19 protein-coding genes and 2 riboswitches are annotated in these 19,118 nt (G+C 40.2%); of the genes, 10 read left to right on the forward strand and 9 right to left on the reverse strand.

Annotated elements, in window-relative coordinates:
• Window positions 1–18: 18 nt before the first annotated feature.
• From OSJ91_RS07770 to OSJ91_RS07790, 5 genes are all read left to right on the forward strand, one after another.
• A complete protein-coding gene (locus tag OSJ91_RS07770; RefSeq protein WP_350301824.1) occupies window positions 19–1,596 on the forward strand; it encodes a class I adenylate-forming enzyme family protein in 1,578 nt (525 codons plus the stop codon).
• Between the two features lie 222 nt (window positions 1,597–1,818).
• On the forward strand, window positions 1,819–3,054 hold the full coding sequence (locus tag OSJ91_RS07775) for an MFS transporter (protein WP_350301825.1): 1,236 nt from the start codon (window positions 1,819–1,821) through the stop codon (window positions 3,052–3,054).
• 28 nt (window positions 3,055–3,082) lie between these two features.
• A complete protein-coding gene (locus OSJ91_RS07780) occupies window positions 3,083–4,267 on the forward strand; it encodes a serine hydrolase domain-containing protein (RefSeq protein ID WP_350301826.1) in 1,185 nt (394 codons plus the stop codon).
• 373 nt (window positions 4,268–4,640) lie between these two features.
• A complete protein-coding gene (locus OSJ91_RS07785) occupies window positions 4,641–4,790 on the forward strand; it encodes an Arm DNA-binding domain-containing protein (protein ID WP_350301827.1) in 150 nt (49 codons plus the stop codon).
• Between the two features lie 259 nt (window positions 4,791–5,049).
• Window positions 5,050–5,766: a tyrosine-type recombinase/integrase gene (locus OSJ91_RS07790; RefSeq protein WP_350301828.1), complete on the forward strand. Its 717-nt coding sequence runs from the start codon at window positions 5,050–5,052 to the stop codon at window positions 5,764–5,766.
• Window positions 5,767–5,825: 59 nt separating this feature from the next.
• Here OSJ91_RS07790 and OSJ91_RS07795 read toward each other — a convergent pair whose 3' ends face one another.
• Together OSJ91_RS07795 and OSJ91_RS07800 are read right to left on the reverse strand one after the other, a co-directional pair.
• Window positions 5,826–7,058 (reverse strand): aminopeptidase, encoded by a 1,233-nt coding sequence (locus OSJ91_RS07795; protein ID WP_485891867.1) that lies wholly within the window; start codon window positions 7,056–7,058, stop codon window positions 5,826–5,828.
• A 294-nt stretch (window positions 7,059–7,352) separates the two neighbouring features.
• Complete coding sequence (locus OSJ91_RS07800; protein ID WP_137023217.1) at window positions 7,353–8,840, reverse strand: aldehyde dehydrogenase family protein; 1,488 nt, start codon at window positions 8,838–8,840, stop codon at window positions 7,353–7,355.
• Window positions 8,841–9,112: 272 nt separating this feature from the next.
• Between OSJ91_RS07800 and OSJ91_RS07805 the strand changes: the two genes are divergently transcribed.
• Complete coding sequence (locus OSJ91_RS07805; protein WP_241590517.1) at window positions 9,113–10,318, forward strand: MFS transporter; 1,206 nt, start codon at window positions 9,113–9,115, stop codon at window positions 10,316–10,318.
• Between the two features lie 39 nt (window positions 10,319–10,357).
• On the opposite strand, the gene thiE is transcribed toward OSJ91_RS07805, so the two are convergent.
• Genes thiE through tenA form a run of 5 tightly spaced genes read right to left on the reverse strand, consistent with a single transcriptional unit; the run spans window position 10,358 to window position 13,784 of the window.
• Complete coding sequence (gene thiE / locus OSJ91_RS07810; protein ID WP_485891341.1) at window positions 10,358–10,990, reverse strand: thiamine phosphate synthase; 633 nt, start codon at window positions 10,988–10,990, stop codon at window positions 10,358–10,360.
• Window positions 10,971–11,786: a hydroxyethylthiazole kinase gene (thiM, locus tag OSJ91_RS07815; protein ID WP_485891342.1), complete on the reverse strand. Its 816-nt coding sequence runs from the start codon at window positions 11,784–11,786 to the stop codon at window positions 10,971–10,973. Before thiM ends, thiE begins: the two co-directional genes overlap by 20 nt.
• Window positions 11,783–12,589 (reverse strand): bifunctional hydroxymethylpyrimidine kinase/phosphomethylpyrimidine kinase, encoded by an 807-nt coding sequence (gene thiD / locus OSJ91_RS07820; protein WP_485891343.1) that lies wholly within the window; start codon window positions 12,587–12,589, stop codon window positions 11,783–11,785. The genes thiM and thiD overlap by 4 nt, the downstream gene beginning before the upstream one ends.
• Window positions 12,558–13,079 carry an energy coupling factor transporter S component ThiW gene (thiW, locus tag OSJ91_RS07825; RefSeq protein ID WP_485891868.1) on the reverse strand — a complete coding sequence of 174 codons (522 nt, stop codon included), beginning with the start codon at window positions 13,077–13,079 and terminating at the stop codon, window positions 12,558–12,560. Before thiW ends, thiD begins: the two co-directional genes overlap by 32 nt.
• A gap of 15 nt (window positions 13,080–13,094) precedes the next feature.
• Window positions 13,095–13,784 (reverse strand): thiaminase II, encoded by a 690-nt coding sequence (tenA, locus tag OSJ91_RS07830; RefSeq protein ID WP_485891344.1) that lies wholly within the window; start codon window positions 13,782–13,784, stop codon window positions 13,095–13,097.
• An 89-nt stretch (window positions 13,785–13,873) separates the two neighbouring features.
• Window positions 13,874–13,978: riboswitch (TPP riboswitch) on the reverse strand.
• A 157-nt stretch (window positions 13,979–14,135) separates the two neighbouring features.
• A riboswitch (SAM riboswitch) is annotated at window positions 14,136–14,240 on the forward strand.
• Between the two features lie 174 nt (window positions 14,241–14,414).
• On the opposite strand from tenA, the gene OSJ91_RS07835 reads away from it, so the two are divergent.
• Both OSJ91_RS07835 and OSJ91_RS07840 read left to right on the forward strand, forming a co-directional pair.
• A complete protein-coding gene (locus OSJ91_RS07835; protein WP_350301835.1) occupies window positions 14,415–14,603 on the forward strand; it encodes a Fur-regulated basic protein FbpA in 189 nt (62 codons plus the stop codon).
• Window positions 14,604–14,854: 251 nt separating this feature from the next.
• Window positions 14,855–15,049: an aspartyl-phosphate phosphatase Spo0E family protein gene (locus OSJ91_RS07840; protein WP_413016407.1), complete on the forward strand. Its 195-nt coding sequence runs from the start codon at window positions 14,855–14,857 to the stop codon at window positions 15,047–15,049.
• A 68-nt stretch (window positions 15,050–15,117) separates the two neighbouring features.
• Here OSJ91_RS07840 and OSJ91_RS07845 read toward each other — a convergent pair whose 3' ends face one another.
• Complete coding sequence (locus tag OSJ91_RS07845) at window positions 15,118–15,624, reverse strand: GNAT family N-acetyltransferase (RefSeq protein WP_350301837.1); 507 nt, start codon at window positions 15,622–15,624, stop codon at window positions 15,118–15,120.
• A 219-nt stretch (window positions 15,625–15,843) separates the two neighbouring features.
• Here OSJ91_RS07845 and OSJ91_RS07850 point away from each other — a divergent pair, with 219 nt between their 5' ends.
• On the forward strand, window positions 15,844–16,545 hold the full coding sequence (locus tag OSJ91_RS07850; RefSeq protein ID WP_485891345.1) for a GDSL-type esterase/lipase family protein: 702 nt from the start codon (window positions 15,844–15,846) through the stop codon (window positions 16,543–16,545).
• 42 nt (window positions 16,546–16,587) lie between these two features.
• Here the strand turns inward: OSJ91_RS07850 and OSJ91_RS07855 are convergent, their stop codons facing one another.
• A complete protein-coding gene (locus tag OSJ91_RS07855; protein ID WP_485891346.1) occupies window positions 16,588–18,405 on the reverse strand; it encodes an ABC transporter ATP-binding protein in 1,818 nt (605 codons plus the stop codon).
• A gap of 204 nt (window positions 18,406–18,609) precedes the next feature.
• On the opposite strand from OSJ91_RS07855, the gene OSJ91_RS07860 reads away from it, so the two are divergent.
• Window positions 18,610–19,092 (forward strand): DinB family protein, encoded by a 483-nt coding sequence (locus OSJ91_RS07860; RefSeq protein ID WP_413016414.1) that lies wholly within the window; start codon window positions 18,610–18,612, stop codon window positions 19,090–19,092.
• Window positions 19,093–19,118 lie beyond the last annotated feature (26 nt).

The raw sequence follows: 19,118 nt of genomic DNA on the forward strand, positions 1-19,118 counted from the left end.
TAGGAAGGGGTATTTTATATGGATAATTTAACTTATCAGGCTTTTCTGTTCAATGGAATAAACAAATTTGATTACCAGCCTGCACTTACTTGCATAGAAACAAACGAGACCATCACTTATAAGGAATTGCGGGATAGAGTAGATACGGTAGCCAACCAGTTGATTCGGCTAGGCGTGAAAATTGGAACCCATGTTGCTGTTATAGTCCCAAATAGCATTGAAAATGTCATATATAATCTTGGTGTAAGTCGATGTGGGGCAACCGTAATTCCTTTAAATGATAAGCTGGGGGTTAGAGAGAGCGAGTTTATCTTGAGAAATGCCGAGCCCCAAGTGGTAATTATGGCAACCCAGAAACATGTAGAGACTGTGCATGACTATCTTAAAGAGGCAGATAAAAACAGCGTGACTGTTATTGGTCTTTCGGGTTTCGGTGTCGAATATCCCGATGAGTTCCATTCTGTTGATTTGGGTGATACAAAAGGCAATATGGAATTTCCCGTCGCCTCGTTGGATGATTTAGCAACAATATCATATACTGGTGGCACAACAGGCACACCTAAAGGAGTCATGCATTCACAACAGGGTTTTGGAGCCTCGATCATGGCTTCGTGCATGGAATATCCGTACGATGATCAAGACAAGGTTTTGTTTTGTACACCGCTTATTCATTCGGCAGGTGTGCTGCTTCAGAGGTCATTGGTATCCGGCTGTCATGTCTACATCATGCGGTCTTTTAATCCCGAGGTTTTTTTACAGACTGTACAAAAAGCACGTATTACCAGTACTTTTATTGTTCCGACAATTATTTACCGATTGATTGAAGAGGCTAAGAAAAAAGCCTACGAGGTGAGCTCGTTGCGAAACATCAATTATGGTTCATCCCCTATCTCTACAGAACGTCTAAAAGAAGCGTTTGAAATCTTTGGACCTATTTTTAGGCAGCAGTATGGGATGACAGAATGCAGTATCTTGATTGCAAGACTTACAAAAAGCGATCATATCTGGGCGTACGAAAACAACCCTGAAGTGTTAAAAAGCTGCGGAAAGCCGTGTATGTTTACCCAAGTTCGCCTGATTGACAACAATGGAAATGACGTGAAGCCTCTTCAGCCAGGGGAAATTGCTGTCAAAATCCCTTCTGTCTCAGTCGGCTATTACAAAAGACCCGATCTTACCCAAGAGGCATTCCGTGATGGTTGGTTCTATACGGGAGATATCGGAAAACTAGATAAATACGGTTTTCTTCATATAATTGAACGAAAAAAAGATATGATCATTTCTGGTGGTTTAAATGTATATCCCGCTGAAGTGGAAAGGATTATTAACCAGCACCCTGCTGTATCAATGAGTGCATGTATTGGCATACCACATGCTGATTGGGGAGAAGCGGTCTGTATATTTGCAGTGCTTCGTAAAGGGGAAACGTGTTCCAAGGAAGAGTTAATTCAGTTCTGCAAAGAACGTACTTCTAACTATATGGTTCCTAAAGAAATATATATTGAGACATCATTACCACTAACATCAGTAGGTAAGATAGATAAAAAAGAGTTGAAAAAACCTTTTTGGGAAGGTACGACACGCGTTGTAAATTAGAAGGCTTCAATTGTTAGAGGATAAGTTATATGTTCTCTAACAAGAATTAGAAAGCGCTTTCAATATATTATTTACTTTACAATGAAATGAAAGCTTTTCCACCGCCTGTTTTTGAATCGGATAAGTATAGTAATAATTACTGCTTAACCTATATTTATTGTAATGAGATTTGTAACACAAATGGGGAGGATTATGTCGATACTTCAAAAAGGAGCGAATTGAATGAAAGCTTATGCGACCGATAAAAAGCGTAAAACCATCATTATCATTCTTCTATTTATAGTAGCGACAATAAGTTTCATTGATAAAGCGGCGATTAACGTAGCAATTATTCCAATTCAGAAGGACCTGCAGCTTAACTCTTTTGAATCAGGTTTGATATTAAGTGTTTTTTTTATCGGCTACGCCCTTATGCATCCATTAGGAGGATGGCTTACAGATAAATACGGATCACGAAAAATATTAATTCTTTCAATCTTAGGTTTCTCGGTTTTTACTGCTTTTACGAGTTTTGCTTGGTCATTTGCATCACTATTTTTGTTTCGTTTCCTGTTTGGTATTGGGGAAGGTGGTATTTTTCCTGCCAGCATACGATCTATTTCCGAAAACTTTCCCGATAAAGAAAGGGGGAGAGCAACTTCTTTTTATCTATCTGCACAAACGTTCGGTGGTGCGCTAGGTTCAGTCGTTATAGGGGCTTTGGTAGTTTCCCTCGGGTGGAGATGGATGTTTGTCAGCATTGGTATAATAGGTGTTTTGATAGCATGGGTAGTTTGGGTTTATCTAAAATCTCCGGTAGATATACAAATAAATAACGAGAAGCAAAGTCAAAAGAAAGTTTCTTATAAAAAGGTATTTAATACAAAAAATTTTTGGAAGATATTCTGTACTAAATTTTTTTCAAATATAGTGAACTGGGGTATAGTTTCCTGGATGCCTTCTTATTGGGTAAGTAAAGGTTTAGACTTGGTGTCAGCAAGTGCCTTGATGGCCATACCGTTCCTTACCTCCTTTCTTATGTTTAATGTTAGTGGCTGGATTTTAGATAAATATATGGCTGGAAGAGAAAAATACCTGACAGCAGCAGGATCAATATTTTCTGCCCTCTTTCTTTATTTGATGTTTAATGCAACGTCTGTTTCACTTGGGATTGTTTATATGACCCTAAATGCTATTTCAATCGCGTTTATCGGAACGTCACTATACACAATGGTCATTAAATACTCAGCAAAGGAATTAACTGGTTCTGTGACAGGGTTAGTCAGTTTTGGCGGACAAATTTCCGGTGGTATCTCTCCAGCCGTAATTGGGTTCGTTCTTACTGTATTCAACGGTTCTTACAATGCTGCATCCTGGTTTTTAATCGCTGCTGCATTGACAGGGGCATTTACGTCACTAACGATTAAAAACAACGTTATAGAAACAACAGAAAATGAGCTTAAAGAGCATTCTTTTTAACTTAAATAGAAAAGCAGGAGGGATTGTAATGAAGTCCATTACAAAGAATGAAATCAAAGTTTTTCCACCACTTACAGAGGATATCGTTACGAAGGATAATTGGTTTACTTCAAAAAAAAATTTGCAACGGTATTGTCATAGTGGTGAACTGAGTCCCGGTCGTATTATATGGAGAGGAAACCAAAAGCCCACCCAATTATCATATGCTAAAGACCAATTAAATCTAGAAAAAATAAACAATAAGAATGGGGAAAGTGTTTTAGCCGATCTTGAGAGAACTGACACAGATGCTTTTTTAGTGATGCATAATGGAAAAGTTTTGTATGAGAACTATTTTAACGGATATAAATCTTATCAGCTTCATGCAATGAACTCTGCTACAAAATCTTTTGTAGGCTTGATTGTTAGTTTGCTTGCTGATGAAGGATTACTAGATACAAATAAAAAATCTTCCTTCTATATACCTGAGTTAGACGGAACAGGACTTGGTGATGGAACAGTTCAGCAATTGCTTGATATGCAAGTTCCTGTGAGATATTTGGAAGCCGACCCGCCATTGGGAATAGGCCGTAGGACACCGATTTTTATGGCAACAGGTTCAATTCCCAAACCTGATAACTACGATGGACCCGAAAACCTATACGAATTTATGTTGTCGAGCAAAAAAGATAAAATACCCGGTACTGCATTTTATTATGAAAGTGGACAAACAGAAGCATTGGGATGGATTGTCAAACGCTTGACAGGGAAAAACTTGGCAGAATTAATTCAAGAAATAATCTGGTCTAAACTGGGGGCAGAAGAAAACGCATTAATGCAATTGGATCTAATCGGTACGGATATTGCCAGCGGCGGTATGCGGGCTACATTGCGTGATTTGGCACGATTTGGTGAAATGATGCTTAACGATGGTTACTACAATGGCCAACAAATCATTCCGGAACATATTATAAGGGAAATTAAAAATGGTGGTAACCGAAAATATCTTGCGGAAAGTAATCATAGTCATCTTTCAGGATTCTCTTATCATAATCAATGGTGGGTTAGTCATGATCAATTCGGTGGATATTCAGCCCGTGGGAAGTTTGACCAGCGAATATACATTGCACCAAAAGCTGATACAGTGATTGTAAAATTATCTTCTTATCTGTCTCCTAGTTCAAAAGAGACAAATGCTTTTCAAGCGATAATAGAGTATTTAGAAAAACAATAAAAATAAAAGAAGTCGGGCGTGATGTTTTGAAGAATATGATAGCAGAGGGAACATTCAGATCTTTTATGAACTACAAAGAATGAAAATTTGATTTATCAGAAGTGTCATTATACAACTTATTTGAAGAGTTCTACTAAATGGGAGAACAAGAATAATAAACCTCATTTAGATAAAATACGAGGAATACGACCCAAAATCGTGTTCCTCAATAAATATTAGAAGGAAACGCTTTTATATGAGCGTTTCTTTTTTGAGTTTTAACTTGTTTGTGTAGAGAAATACATAAAGCTTGAAATAGTAGCACTTCTTAATATTTGATAAAATGTATATAAGGGACTTATTTTCTGTTGGGAAATCTAGGAGGTTCTTAACAGTGAAAGGCAGTATCATGAAAGACAAGAAAACAGGTAAGTATTTTTATGTAATCGATATGGGGATTGACCCATTAACAGGGAAACGAACAAAAAAAAAGAAGAGGGGAATAATAAGAAGGAAGCGGAGCATGCTCTTAGTGAGTTTCTAAATGATGTTAGACTGGGTAACTATGTTGAACCAGATAATATGACTCTAGGTGATTTCATTCAAGACTAGTTGAAGGAAATGAAATTGAATGTAGCGGTAAGTACTTATCAAAACTATATTAGTTTTAATAAGTGTCATATTAATCCCAGACTAGGTTATTTTTAAATGCAAAAAATTGAACCTTTGATAGTCCAAAGATTTATTTATGATTTGGTAGAAGAAACTGCTTTAAGTTCTAATACGTTAAGAAAATTATTGATATGTTGAAGGTTGTTTTTAGAAAGGCTGTTAGTTTAAAGGTAGTAAATGAAAATCCAGTTTTAAATGTAACGTTACCAAAGAGAAACAATCTTGAAATGACCGCTTGGGATACTGCACAGGTGGAATACTTCATACAGCACTCAAAGAAGCATCGATTTTATACGGTCTATTTAATTGCGTTATTAACTGGTATGAGAAAAGGTGAAATAACTGGATTGCGTTGGAAGGATATTGATTTTGAACAAAAAATCATCTATATCAGACAAATCTATGATATAAACGCAAAGCAGTTCAAAGTTGGGGCTAAAACAAATGCTGGTGTCCGTTCGATTCATATTCCTGACGTGTTGATAGAACAACTGAAAAGGGAGAGACTCGTTGTTGTCGGACATAAGTTGAAGCAAGGTCAAAACTTCAATGATTATGATTTAGTTGTTTGTACACGTTACGGTAATCCGCTCGATTCTGCAACGCTTTCCAAACGACTTAAAGCCCAAGCGATAAAGCTAGGGTTACCTTCAATCGGTTTTCATGATTTAAGACATACACATGTGACGATGCTAAACAAACAAAATGAGAATGTAAAGGTCATTTCAGAGCGAGTTGGGCATACATCCATTCAAATTACGCTAGACAAGTATAGCCACGTGCTTCCCAGTATGCAGAAACACGTGGCTGAGGAACTTGATAATTTGTTTAAAGTTAAAGAAATGTGACCATTTTCGTGACCACTTAAGGTTTAACCCTTCAAAACCCTTCTAAATCAATGCTCTTCTTAAAACGCCCAATCCCCATTACGGAAGACAGGTTCTGAAGTGCCGTCCTGTTTGATACCGTCGATGTTCATTTTATCCGATCCAATCATGAAATCGACATGTGTAAGGCTTTCATTCAGTCCATTTTCTGCAAGCTCTTCTGGACTCATGTTTTTTCCGCCTTCAATACAGAAAGCATAGGAGCTGCCGATAGCGAGATGGTTTGATGCATTTTCATCGAATAGTGTATTGAAGAATAAAACATTCGATTGGGAAATTGGTGAGTTGAATGGAACAAGTGCCACTTCCCCAAGATAGTGAGAACCTTCATCCGTTTCAACCAATTGTTTTAGGATTTCTTCCCCTTCTTCAGCTTTTACTTCAATGATCCGTCCTTCCTTAAAGGTCACGGAAAAATTATTGATGATGTTGCCGCCGTAACTAAGTGGTTTCGTACTGGAAACCGTACCGTTAACGCCTGTTTTCAATGGAACTGTAAACACTTCTTCGGTTGGCATGTTAGCCATGAATTCATGACCCTGTACGTTAACGCTTCCTGCTCCGACCCAAAGATGTTTGTCGGGTAACTCGATTGTCAAGTCGGTTCCAGGAGCCGTGTAATGCAATTTTTGGTAATGCTTATCATTTAAATAATCAACCTTTTCATGCAGGGTATCATCGTGTTTTTTCCAGGCCTCTACAGGATCCTTCACATCAACACGAACTGCTTTGAAAATGGCTTCCCACAGCAGATCAACGCGTTTACCTTCTGCTTCTTCAGGGAATACTTTATCAGCCCAAGCCTTTGAAGGGACGGCAACTATGGACCAGCTCACTTTATCGGATTGCATATACTGACGCCACTTCTTCAGAGCAGTCCCGGATGCTTTTTGGAAGTTGGCAATCCTTTCAGGTTTTACACCTTTTAATAAGTCCGGACTGGAGGAGATGACGGATAGATAGGCAGCTCCGTTTTCTGCAAGTTCGATCGTTTCTTCTGCGCGCCATTTTGGATATTCGTGGAACACCTCGTCCGGAGCCAGTTCATATTTGGTACGTGAAACGATATCGTCATTCCAGTTAACGATGACATTGCGCGCACCGTTTTCATATGCCTTTTTTACAATGAGACGCACAAGGTCAGCGCCCTCTAATGTTGTGTTTACGACCAGTGTTTGGTCTTGTTGGATGTTTACGCCGACTTTTACGGCAAGTTCCGCATATTTTTCTAAATTCGATTGAAAATCACTCATCATTTTAAAACTCCTTTTCCATTTTCTACATTTTTAATTGTACTTATTGTGATATAAAAAAGAAACTTTTTACACCGATGTGAAATTAATAGTATACGAAGGAGTTCATTTGCAACTTAAGTTCGCTCAGGCTCCAGCAGCTATTTTGTCTATCTTGCATTTTACCAAAACTAAAGAAGGAAAGACTATTGAAAAGGTTTGAATAGTTGAATAATTCAATGAATCTGTACAGTGAATCAATGGACTGAAAGAAAGAGGGCCTCTTTGAGACCCTCTTTCTTATTAATCAAAAAATCACTTGCCCAAATTAATCCAGACGCTTTTCACTTCAGAATAGTTGTCCAGTGCATAAGATCCCATTTCACGTCCAATTCCGGATTGTTTGTAGCCGCCGAACGGGGAAGCTGCGTCGAACGCGTTATAACAATTCACCCATACTGTACCGGCACGAAGTTTTCCTGCAACATAATGGGCATTGGCTATATCGCTTGTCCATAAGCCGGCAGCCAATCCATATTCACTGGCATTTGCACGGTTAATGACATCATCTAAATCCTCGAATGGCATTGCCGCTATGACCGGTCCGAAAATCTCTTCTTTGGCAATCGTCATATCCTCTTCAACACCAGCGAATATAGTAGGAGAAACAAAGTAGCCTTGTTCACCCGGTTTATTTCCGCCGACAAGAACTTCCGCACCCTCGTTTTTCCCTTTTTCAATATAACCCATTACCCGATTTTGCTGCTCCTCGGAAACAAGCGGTCCAATTTGTGTACTTGGATCCAGACCTATCCCTTGTTTGATGTTTTTTGCATGGCTGGCCATATCGGCAACAACATTATCATACTGTTTCTTTTGAATATAAACCCTTGAACCGGCACAGCATACCTGACCTTGGTTAAACATGACTCCATTCAAAGCTCCAGGGATGGCTTTTGAGAAATCAGCATCAGGCAGGATGATGTTTGGCGATTTCCCTCCAAGTTCCAATGTGACCCGTTTCAATGAATATGAAGCGGAGCGCATGATCAATTTTCCAACTTCGGTCGAACCGGTAAATGCAATTTTATTTACTTGCGGATGGTCGACAAGTGCTTGTCCGGCGGTTTCACCAAAACCGGGAACGATATTGACGACCCCATCAGGGAAACCGGCTTCAGCCAATAATTCAGCCAGGTAAAGAGCGGAAAGCGGTGTTTGCTCAGCAGGCTTTAATATGACTGTACAACCTGTAGCGAGTGCCGCTCCCAGTTTCCACATCGCCATAAGAAGCGGAAAGTTCCATGGGATGATTTGGCCGACAACACCAACAGCCTCGTGTTTTGTGTAGTTAAAATAATTTCCGCTTACCGGAATGGTCTGCCCGACAATCTTGGTGGACCAGCCAGCAAAATATCTCATATGTTCTATCGCTAAAGGAATGTCGGCATTGGTCGTTTCATTGATTGGTTTTCCATTATCCAACGTTTCCAATTGAGCTAGTTCAGTTTTATTTTCTTCCATTAAATCGGCTAGTTTATACATAAGTCTACTGCGTGCAGCAGCGCTCATCCTTGACCAAGGACCTTCATCGAATGCTTTGCGTGCAGCTTTGACGGCTAAGTCGATATCTTCTTTATCAGCTTCATAAACATCGGCAAGCTTTTGTCCTGTAGCAGGATTAGGAGTGGAGAAGGTTTTTTTTGAAGCACTTTCTACAAACTGACCATTAATATAGAGCTTTTTTGGTCCTGTTAAAAATTTTTGCAGCTTTCCACTTACTTCTAACGTTAGATTTGTCATTAATTACCCTCCTGAATAAAATGATTATCTTGGGCAAAACATGATGACTTATTGTTAACGCTATGATCTATGCCAATTTTTATGATAAATGAAAAAAAGGGAATATTCAATCTATAACATTCGACAGAATATCCAAGGTTTCTTCATCATTTTAAAAATGAAGTATTTTTTTGTCATGACATGTGTATTTACTATAGCAAAAATGAAAGTTAATAGTTAAAATGAATAAGGATAAAATAACAAGAAGGTCTAAAGTTCTTCAGGAGGAATATATGGGAAATGATGCGAAAATGATATCGCAGCGTAAGTTACTTGGTGTTGCGGGTCTTGGATGGATGTTCGATGCACTTGATGTCGGTATGCTTTCTTTCATTATAGTAGCTTTAAGACAGGACTGGAACTTAACCAGTGAGCAGGTTGGCTGGATTGGGAGCATAAACTCCATAGGAATGGCTGTTGGAGCCGTATTCTTTGGTGCGATGGCCGACAGGGTCGGACGGAAGAATGTCTTTATCATTACATTATTATTGTTTTCAATCGCAAGTGGCCTGTCTGCGGCAGTCAGTACACTCAGCTTGTTCTTGATATTGCGATTTTTGATTGGAATGGGACTTGGAGGAGAACTTCCGGTTGCCTCGACATTGGTCTCTGAAAGTGTTGAAGCGAGTAAAAGGGGAAGGGTCGTCGTCCTTCTTGAAAGTTTTTGGGCGGTTGGCTGGATTTTGGCAGCACTCATATCCTATTTCATCATACCGGCTTATGGTTGGCGGGTTGCATTGTTATTGAGCGCCGTACCCGCTTTATATGCGCTGTATCTGCGCTTGAAACTGCCGGATTCACCGAAGTATACGGAACTTGAAAAAAAGCAGAGGCCATCTGTATTAAGCAATATGAAAAGTGTCTGGAAAAAGGAATACTCCCGTCAGACCCTTGTGTTGTGGGTTTTATGGTTTTGCGTGGTCTTTTCTTATTATGGGATGTTTTTATGGCTTCCAAGTGTGATGGTCCTAAAAGGGTTCAGCATGATTCAAAGCTTTGAATATGTATTGATCATGACGCTTGCACAGCTTCCGGGTTATTTTTCAGCTGCATGGCTGATAGAGAAGTTGGGACGTAAATTCGTTTTGATCACATACTTAATTGGAACGGCAGTCAGTGCCTTTTTCTTTGGATCGGCAGAGGGGCTGGCACTGCTGATAGTTTCCGGAATGTTCCTATCTTTCTTCAACCTAGGGGCATGGGGTGCGCTTTATGCGTATACTCCTGAGCAGTATCCAACAGCAGTTCGCGGTACAGGTGCTGGTTTAGCCGCAGGGATCGGCAGGATCGGCGGTGTCCTGGGACCGTTGCTTGTAGGGTATTTAGTTGCGGCAGGCACCCCGATTTCATCGATTTTCACCATTTTTACAATTGCTATTTTAGTGGGGGCAGTTGCCGTAGCTTTTGGGAAGGAAACAAAGAATACCGTTTTGACATAAACAAAAGGATGGGGACTGTAATCAGTCCCCATCCTTTTGTTATTTAAAGTTTTTTATGATTTTTAAAAGGGATTCGGAGGCAGTCTTTGGACTTTCTGCATTCATGATGGCCGATACGACTGCGGTACCGGACAGCCCGCTAGCAGAAAGGGCGGAAATGTTATCGGCCGTGATACCCCCGATGGCTACGGCGGGAATTGATACGCTGCGGCAAATTTCCTCCAGATCCCCAATTGCCATTAAGGTTGCATCTTGTTTGGTCTTTGTTGGGAAAACGGAACCGACTCCGATATAATCTGCTCCATTTCGTTCGGCTTCTATAGCCTCTTCAAGAGTGGAGACAGATACACCGACAATCATATCTTCAGGAACCATTTTTTTGACGACAGGCAATGGAAGGTCATCTTGCCCAATATGAATTCCATCCGCTGCAACAGCAAGTGCTATATCCACCCGGTCATTGATGATAAGGGGAATGGACAGCTCGTTCAATAACTGTTTTAATGCAGAAGCTTTATTATAAAAGGAGAGGGAGGAATTGTTTTTCTCTCTAAGCTGTACGATCGAGACACCTCCTGAAACAGATTCTGCAATGATTTTGGTCAATTCTTCTATTCCTATGGACTCTTCCGTAACTAAATACAGGCTTAAATCAATTTGGGACTTCTTCATTCATTTTCACCTCATGCATCCAGATTTCCTTATCCATTCTTGATATTGCATCGATTAATCGCACACGAAACGTTCCTGTCCCTTCATCCTTTTGAAGGTTTTTGGCAGCTAGTTCCCCTGAAATGCTCATGGTTGAGATACCGGCAATCGCCGCAGAATAGAAATCATCGGTGACTCCGGAAAAAGTGCCGATAAGAGCAGTGGACATACAACCGGTACCTGTAACATTAGTTAATAGGAGGTTCCCGTTATCGATGATGGACGTACGTTTTCCATCGCTGACAGCATCCTTCGCTCCGCTGACCACGACGATGCAATTCAATTTATTTGCCGCTCGAGCAGCCAGCTCTGCATTGCTGACCGCAAGCTCCTCCGAATCCACCCCGCGAGTAACGGTATCCCCACCCATCAATGAAAGGATCTCACTTGCATTGCCGCGAATGATTTGGAAAGTAACCTTACTTAGGAGCTCTTTCACTTGCTCTGTTCGATAGGCGGTTGCACCAACTCCCACCGGGTCCAAAATGACCGGGATATCCAGGTCATTTGCCGTCTTGCCGGCAATCTCCATTGCTTCCAAGGCTTTATCATCGATCGTACCTAAATTCAGGACCAATGCATCCGCTAATTTGACCATATCCGCCACTTCTCTTGGGCTCGATGTCATCACTGGTGAACCACCGATGGCAAGGGTGGCATTTGCACAGTCGTTGACCGTAACAAAGTTGGTGATTTGGTGAACGAGTGGTTTTCTTTCCCTTACCTTCACGAATAAATCGGCTGCGGAAACCTTCATATTAAGTCACTCCGTTCTTTTTTTGAATATGAATGAAAATGATGGACAGGTCCATGACCTTTACCGATTGAAAAGCTATTGCGTATCGCTTCAGAAATATAAGTCTTGGCCTGTTCTATCGACTCTTGCAATGGCAGTCCATTTGCCAGGTTTGATGTAATGGCGGATGATAGGGTACAGCCCGTACCATGAGTGTTTTTTGTATGTATGCGCTCTCCCTTGATCCAGTGGAAGTCAGTCCCATCATAAAAAAGATCATTTGGATTTCCCGCTGCATGGCCCCCTTTAAGTAAAATGGCTTTGGGACCCATTTCTTGTATCGAAATGCATGCCCTGTAGAAATCTTGTTTCGTCCGAATCGACAAGCCAGTAAGTACTTCCGCTTCCGGTACATTTGGTGTTACAAGTGTTGCAAGCGGAAGCAAATCCATTTTTAAGGCGGAGACAGCCTTTTCGTCGAGCAAATGGTGGCCGCTTTTGGAAATCATGACAGGGTCAAGGATAACGATGGCAGGCATGAAGGTTTTAAGGGACGCAGCGACTGTTTCCACGATTTCTTTTGATCCAAGCATGCCTATTTTTACTGCATCGACAGGAATATCTTCAAAGATAGCTGCAATTTGGTCCGATATGATAGCTGTTTCAATTGGCTGTACTGAACGGACTTCCATTGTATTTTGTGCGGTTACGGCTGTTATGGCAGACATTCCAAAGACCCCATGTGCAGAAAATGTTTTTAAATCCGCTTGTATTCCAGCACCGCCCCCTGAATCAGAACCGGCGATGGTTAATGCTGTTTTCATAAAAAAACCCCTTCATATAATTATTTTTTAGAAGTATTTTAAGTAATATGAAAGCTAAAATCGCACCTGCGAATGAACTGAGCATAAAAGCCGGTAAAAAACCAAAAAGAGCCGCTTTTTCTCCTAATAGGAGGATGGCAAGTGGATAACAGGCCAGGGAACCGAGAATGCCGGTCCCGATTACTTCACCTAAACAAGCGAATTTTAAGCTTTGTGTTTTTCGATAAAGGATGGCAGCCAAAAGTGCACCGATCATGCTGCCGGGAAAGGCGAATATTGAACCGGTACCAGACATGTTTCTAATGATGGAAACTAAGAAAGCTTGTGTCACAGCATAAGCAGGCCCCAATAGAACGGCCGTGAGGACATTTGCCAGATGCTGAATAGGAAAGACCTTTGCAAATCCTGCAGGGATGAAAATAAATGAACTGGTCAGCGTCGTTATAGCCGTGATCATGGCAGTCAACGTCAGTTTCTTGATGGGATTCATCATCATGTCTGCGACCTACAGCGGCCAATCCTGCTCATTTTGAACCATATCCCAGAATAAATATTCATATCGGGAAGTAACCAAAAAGTGCTTTTCTAATCTAAGAAGTTCCTTTTCTGGCATGCCTTCCGTCAATTCTTCCAACAATGCGATCAGCCACTTGTGTGCTTCCCCGAATTCAGGTGATGAATAGGACCTTATCCAATCTGCGTAGCGATTGTTTTCCAATGCTGCTCCATTTTGTTCTTTTAGTAGCAAACCGATTTCATAATAATCCCAAGCGCAGGGCAGGAGACAGGCGATCAAGTCTGCCAAAGTCCCATGCTGAGCTGCATTTAGCATGTAACCTGTATAGGCTAGAGTGGTGGGAGTAGGTTCTGTTTCTTCCAATTCCTTGGCACTGATCCCGAATTCGGAAGCATATTGCCGATGGATATCCATTTCCACTTGAAGGGTTTCATTTAAAATGCTCGCAAACTTTGCCATGGTTTCGATGTTATGAGCTTTGATGACACCTAAAGCAAAGAGCTTGGAATAATCCATGAGATAGATATAGTCCTGCTTCAGGTAATAGGCAAATTTCTTTTCAGGAAGCGTGCCGTTTCCAATTGCCTGGACAAAGGGATGTGAATGGTTCCTTTTCCAAATCTCTTTTGCCCGTGCATGAAGTCTATCACTGAATGTTTCTGTTTTAATATTCTCCATTGTTCATCCTCCTTTAGAATGGTTCCCGTTGATAATGAAAAACCCCGTTCCTGAATACGGAACGGGGTAGATGGATATAGTCTGTAAATGGACGATATCATCCACTTCCCTCCGCCGGTATGAGCCGGTTCAGGTTCAAAGGGTCCGGAACTATTTCCATCTCAGTCTTAAAAAAGACTCCCCTAGTGGTGTGAATTGTATGTAATTACTGACATCATATCAGAAAGACAAGAAAATGCAACCCGTATTTGAAGAGAGAGCACATTATGTCCAGGAAAAAAGGGAGAACCAGGTAATTGACTTTTGATGATTATTAGGATAGAATCATTTCTACATCATTTATATATCGAATTCTTATCCAGAGAGGTGGAGGGACTTGGCCCAAAGAAACCTCGGCAGCGGACCCGTTTTGGGAACTGTGCTAAATCCAACAAGCATATGCTTGGAAGATAAGAAGAGCCGTACGGACACTGTCAGCCTCTTCTTGAATTAGAAGGGGCTTTTATTTTTGGAAATAACGTTTAGTGACATAATAGAAAAGGTATATATAATTTGGTGAAAATCAAACAAGTTGATAAAGTTAGCTAACTAGAAGCAGGCTCTAGGATGACTAGGAAAGGAGCCATTTACATGGCAGAATTATTTAAGAGGATTGAACAGAGGAAGGCAAAGCTCATTGAAGAGCTATTGGCCAATGGAGTATACAAAACCTCTGATGAAAGGCACCTTTATGATGCCCCATTAAAAGTGCTCGAAGATGAATATAGGATTGTTATAAATAGACCTAATAACGAGTCACCTTCTGAATGGATGACATAGTAAGCGATGGACTATATTTTGGGTTCTTGGATAAGGGATATGATGTAAGCATTCACAGTCTACACTAGTGGATGCTTTTTTGGGTTTAATAGAAAATGACATAAAATATACATAATTAAGAATGAAGTAGGTGTTTTGTCACATTTGACCTATAAAATAACACATTTTATTTCTGGAAAATAGTTGATTTTGACTAGTAGTTTCATTATGATGAAAGTGTAAAAAATTGAATAAATGGGAGGTGTCATATAATGCCTTGCCGTAAGGTAACTATAGAAAGAATTGAAGAAAAGAGACAGGAAATGTTCAAATTAGCAGCAAGTTACGGCTTAACAAGTCTGCTAACTGTTCAAGCAAGTCAAGAATTGGATACGCTATTAAATGCGTTAGCAAGTAAAAGAGAGTCTGAATATTTTTCCCTCCAAAAAGCATATCGTTATTTTTAAATTAGCCAATTCGACCTGTATTAATTTGAAAAAGCTACTGCTCAAGGCAATAGCTCTAAAGAATTATATTAAATATCAACACGTTTACCGAGAATGATTAAATCCCGCTCAATGCCATCCAGCTCGGCAACTTGAGGTAAATGTGCCCATTCTTCAAACCCGAATTTGGAAAAAAGCTTAAGGCTCGGTATATTGTGGGCGAAAATGAAACCCAATATAGTCTTAATACCTAATTTTGGACTCAATTCAATTGCCTTTTGAATCGAAATTTGTCCGATTCCTTTTCCCCGGAAATAATCATCAATATAAATGCTGATTTCGGCAGTGAAATTATATGCCGGTCGGCCATAGAAGGATTGAAAGCTCATCCATCCAGCAGTTTTCCCTTCTATAGTAATGATATATAGCGGTCTACTTTCTGAATGATGTTCCTCAAACCATTTAACCCTCGATTGAACGGATACAGGCTCCGTATCCGCCGTGACCATTCTTGAAGCAATTGTCGAATTATATATTTCAACAATTCTGGGTAGATCAGATAGTTCTGCCTCTCTAAACTCTATGTGCTCTTCCATGATTTAAACTCCTAACTATCATTTATTCAATCTCCAGAATGAAGGGTAATCCCGTTTTTTGTTTAAGGGACGGTAAATGACACTCAATCCATTGAAAGTTTTTTATTATCATACACTCTTTACTCTTTATCTGACAATTCCTTTTTTATGTTACGTCTGCAGGTTTTTGGGGTATGTAAAGGATTAAATACTTCTAGTAAAAAGACAGAGGAGAACCAAATGAAAAAATTGTCAGTTTTTTTGATTATAGTACTGGTTATATGTTTTGCTGCATTTGAATTTCAGGCCTCGGAGTCGGAAGATGTGCAAAGGGTGATGGCTTTTGGAGATTCGTTAACCTATGGAAAAGGGGATAAGGACGGGGAAGGATATATAGAAGGCCTGGAGGATGAATTGAATAACCCGGAATCGGAACAAAAAGTGAGTTTTTGGAATTACGGTATAAAAGGCCAGGAAACGGATGGGGTGATGAAACAGCTTGATGATTACCGCATTAAAACGAAACTTGATGAAGCCGATACTTTCATCGTTTATATCGGAACGAATGACTTGATCAATAGTAACGGCGGGGACTTGGAGAAAATCAGTGATCGTAAAATCAATGAGGGTAAACGGGAGTATATCAGCCATCTGAAAAAGATTACGGCAACACTGATAAAGGCAAACGATAAAGCGGATATTCTGGTAATGGGACTATATAACCCGATTAAAGGAAATCAAAAACTTGAAAAGCACATTCGCGATTATAACCAGTCAATAAAGGGAATAGCGGATAAAGACAAAAGGATGTTATTCATTCCTACGAATGATCTTTTTGAAGGTAAAAAGAAAACAGAGTATTTCAGTGATAAGTTACATCCGAACGAAAAAGGGTATCAGCTCATTGCGAATCGGGTTTTGAAAAGTTATGATTTCAAATGAAAGCAAAAATGCACAGAAAGACATTCTGTGCATTTTTGCTTGCTAGGAATTTAATATGGCTTTTAGTTGCGGGAACTGCAAGTCATGGAGCTGCTTGTATCTGCCGTCGTTTTGCAATAACTGTTCATGTGTTCCTTTTTCATGAACCTGCCCTTTTTCCAGGACGATTATTTGATCGGCATCATGAATGGTCGATAAACGATGTGCAATGACTATTGAAGTCCGGTTTATCAATAAACGTGACAAAGCTTCCTGTATCAAATGTTCGGATTCTGTATCCAAGGCCGCCGTTGCTTCATCGAGAATGATGATTTGCGGATTTTTCAAAAGTGCCCTGGCAATGGCAATGCGCTGTTTTTGTCCGCCTGAAAGCTTGACTCCGCGCTCTCCAATTTGAGAATCATAACCATCAGGAAAGGCACTGATAAAGTCATGCGCATTTGCTGCTTTGGCGGATTCGATGATTTCATCATCTGTAGCATCAAGTTTTCCATACACGATGTTATCACGGATGGAACCGTTGAATAAAATGATATCCTGGGAGACAACTCCCATTTGTCCCCTTAATGATTTCAGTGATACATTTTTGATATCATGGCCATCCATTTTAATAGTTCCATCTTGCGGATCATAAAATCGGATCAAAAGGCTCGTGATGGTCGATTTTCCTGCACCAGAGGAGCCGACCAGAGCGGTTACTTGACCAGCTTTCATGGTCAGGTTTAAATTGCTGAGCACGGGAACACCCTCATCATATGCAAAATCAACACATTGAAATTCAATTTGCTTTTTTATGGAAGGGAGTTCAATGGCATTTCCCTTGTCACTTATTTCAGGTTGAGTTTCCAATATTTCATTTATCCGCTCAAAGGCGGCGGCTGATTGCTGGACAATGCTGATGACCCGGCTAAAATTGCGAACGGGACTCTGCAGCAACCTTAAATAGGCGAGGAAGGCAACTATTAATCCTATTGTGAATTCACCTTCCATCACTTGCCAAGCACCGAACACAATAACTGCTACAAGACCGATATTGTTCAATAAATCAATAATCGGACCGAACATGGAACGTAGCCGAACGGACTTAACGTTTGCAGCCATATTTTCCTGATTACGCTCGGCAAACCGCCTTGATTCGAACTCTTCATTTGTAAAAGATTGAATGAGCCGCATTCCTGAAAGGGAATCCTGTAACTGGTTGCTGACATCTCCTGCGGAACTTTGCACAGACCTAAATGACATCCTGATGCGTTTCCCGAATACCCTTGTGATATAGAACATGAACGGGAATGTAAAAAGAAGGACAATGGTCAGCTTCCAGTTAATGAAAAGCATATATACCGCCACGGCAATGAAAGTCACCGTGTCTGTCAAGACTTGAAGCATGCTCGAAGAAATGAGCTGCTGCAGTAAGTTGACATCATTGGTCAACCGGGACATTAAGTCACCAGTACGGTTTTTGTCAAAGAATTTCATATCCAGTGTTTGAATATGGTCATACATGCTATTCCGTATATCCATAATAGCCTTTTGACCGACCTTGGAAACGATATAGCTGTTAAAGTAGTTCAGTAAAGCCAATAAGATGCTAGCACAAAGAATTCCTGTGCCAATCCAGATTAACAAATCATATCTTTTTTCGGGAATGACTTTATCAATCGTAAACTGCGTCAACTGGGGGATGGAGAACTCAAGCAATGAAATGAAAAGCATTATACATAAAGTCAAAGTGCAAAACTTCCATTTGGATGGTACCCGATTGAACATTTGTTTGAGCATCAACCATATGCTTCCTTTTGAGGGTATTGCATGCAGGGCACTGCGGCCTTTGTGGCTGAATGGAATATGTCCTCCACTCATAACGATCACTCCTATTTAGACTATCCATGATGAATTTTGAAAGTCATTTGAATTTTACCTTAATGACTATCATAGAGCTTTTAAAAAAATAGACAACTTTTAATCGGTTCGTTTCTGTCAAAAAGTATTATTATTTTACACTTTCCTATAGGACATGGAATAATTAAAGGAGATTAGCGAGTCTTATAAGAGGAGATGCTAAAAATGAATGAAAATGAAAAAATCAGGGAAGAGCTTTTAAATGCGGTCAACGGACTATCGGATGAACAGCTGAACGCCCATCCTGAAACTGGACGATGGAGCATCATCCAGGTATTGGATCATTTATATTTAATGGAGAGGGCCATAACAAAGACCATATCCGATAAATTGAAAAGTGACGATAGTGTTCCTGCTGTGGATAAACCGATCGAGCTTACTTTAAATCGTGAAGTGAAGGTCCAGGCCCCGCCATTTGTCATTCCGTCAGAATCATACCAAACTTTGAGTGAGGTTAAGGAAAAGCTGTCCGAATCCCGAAAAGCTTTTGTACAGGTCGTTGTCCATGCAAAGGGAATTGATCTCGAACAAAAGTCTTTTCCACATCCTTTGTTTAAAGATTTAAGCTTGAAGCAATGGATCCCGTTCGTGGGACTTCATGAAAAACGGCATTTATTGCAAATTGAAGAATTGAAAGCAAAATTATAATGGAAGAAACTCATCCGTCTTTGGTT

Source organism: Bacillus sp. T-10(2022) (assembly GCF_056502895.1).

Bases quoted from the DNA above. Each gene is read 5' to 3' on its own strand.
- thiW (WP_485891868.1), bottom strand. From the start codon at position 13,079: ATGAATCCCATCAAGAAACTGACGTTGACTGCCATGATCACGGCTATA.
- OSJ91_RS07855 (WP_485891346.1), bottom strand. From the start codon at position 18,405: ATGAGTGGAGGACATATTCCATTCAGCCACAAAGGCCGCAGTGCCCTG.
- OSJ91_RS07835 (WP_350301835.1), top strand. From the start codon at position 14,415: ATGGCAGAATTATTTAAGAGGATTGAACAGAGGAAGGCAAAGCTCATT.
- OSJ91_RS07850 (WP_485891345.1), top strand. From the start codon at position 15,844: ATGAAAAAATTGTCAGTTTTTTTGATTATAGTACTGGTTATATGTTTT.
- thiE (WP_485891341.1), bottom strand. From the start codon at position 10,990: ATGAAGAAGTCCCAAATTGATTTAAGCCTGTATTTAGTTACGGAAGAG.
- OSJ91_RS07840 (WP_413016407.1), top strand. From the start codon at position 14,855: ATGCCTTGCCGTAAGGTAACTATAGAAAGAATTGAAGAAAAGAGACAG.
- OSJ91_RS07790 (WP_350301828.1), top strand. From the start codon at position 5,050: ATGTTGAAGGTTGTTTTTAGAAAGGCTGTTAGTTTAAAGGTAGTAAAT.
- tenA (WP_485891344.1), bottom strand. From the start codon at position 13,784: ATGGAGAATATTAAAACAGAAACATTCAGTGATAGACTTCATGCACGG.
- OSJ91_RS07805 (WP_241590517.1), top strand. From the start codon at position 9,113: ATGGGAAATGATGCGAAAATGATATCGCAGCGTAAGTTACTTGGTGTT.
- OSJ91_RS07770 (WP_350301824.1), top strand. From the start codon at position 19: ATGGATAATTTAACTTATCAGGCTTTTCTGTTCAATGGAATAAACAAA.
- OSJ91_RS07860 (WP_413016414.1), top strand. From the start codon at position 18,610: ATGAATGAAAATGAAAAAATCAGGGAAGAGCTTTTAAATGCGGTCAAC.
- OSJ91_RS07800 (WP_137023217.1), bottom strand. From the start codon at position 8,840: ATGACAAATCTAACGTTAGAAGTAAGTGGAAAGCTGCAAAAATTTTTA.
- OSJ91_RS07795 (WP_485891867.1), bottom strand. From the start codon at position 7,058: ATGAGTGATTTTCAATCGAATTTAGAAAAATATGCGGAACTTGCCGTA.
- thiD (WP_485891343.1), bottom strand. From the start codon at position 12,589: ATGAAAACAGCATTAACCATCGCCGGTTCTGATTCAGGGGGCGGTGCT.
- OSJ91_RS07775 (WP_350301825.1), top strand. From the start codon at position 1,819: ATGAAAGCTTATGCGACCGATAAAAAGCGTAAAACCATCATTATCATT.
- thiM (WP_485891342.1), bottom strand. From the start codon at position 11,786: ATGAAGGTTTCCGCAGCCGATTTATTCGTGAAGGTAAGGGAAAGAAAA.
- OSJ91_RS07780 (WP_350301826.1), top strand. From the start codon at position 3,083: ATGAAGTCCATTACAAAGAATGAAATCAAAGTTTTTCCACCACTTACA.
- OSJ91_RS07845 (WP_350301837.1), bottom strand. From the start codon at position 15,624: ATGGAAGAGCACATAGAGTTTAGAGAGGCAGAACTATCTGATCTACCC.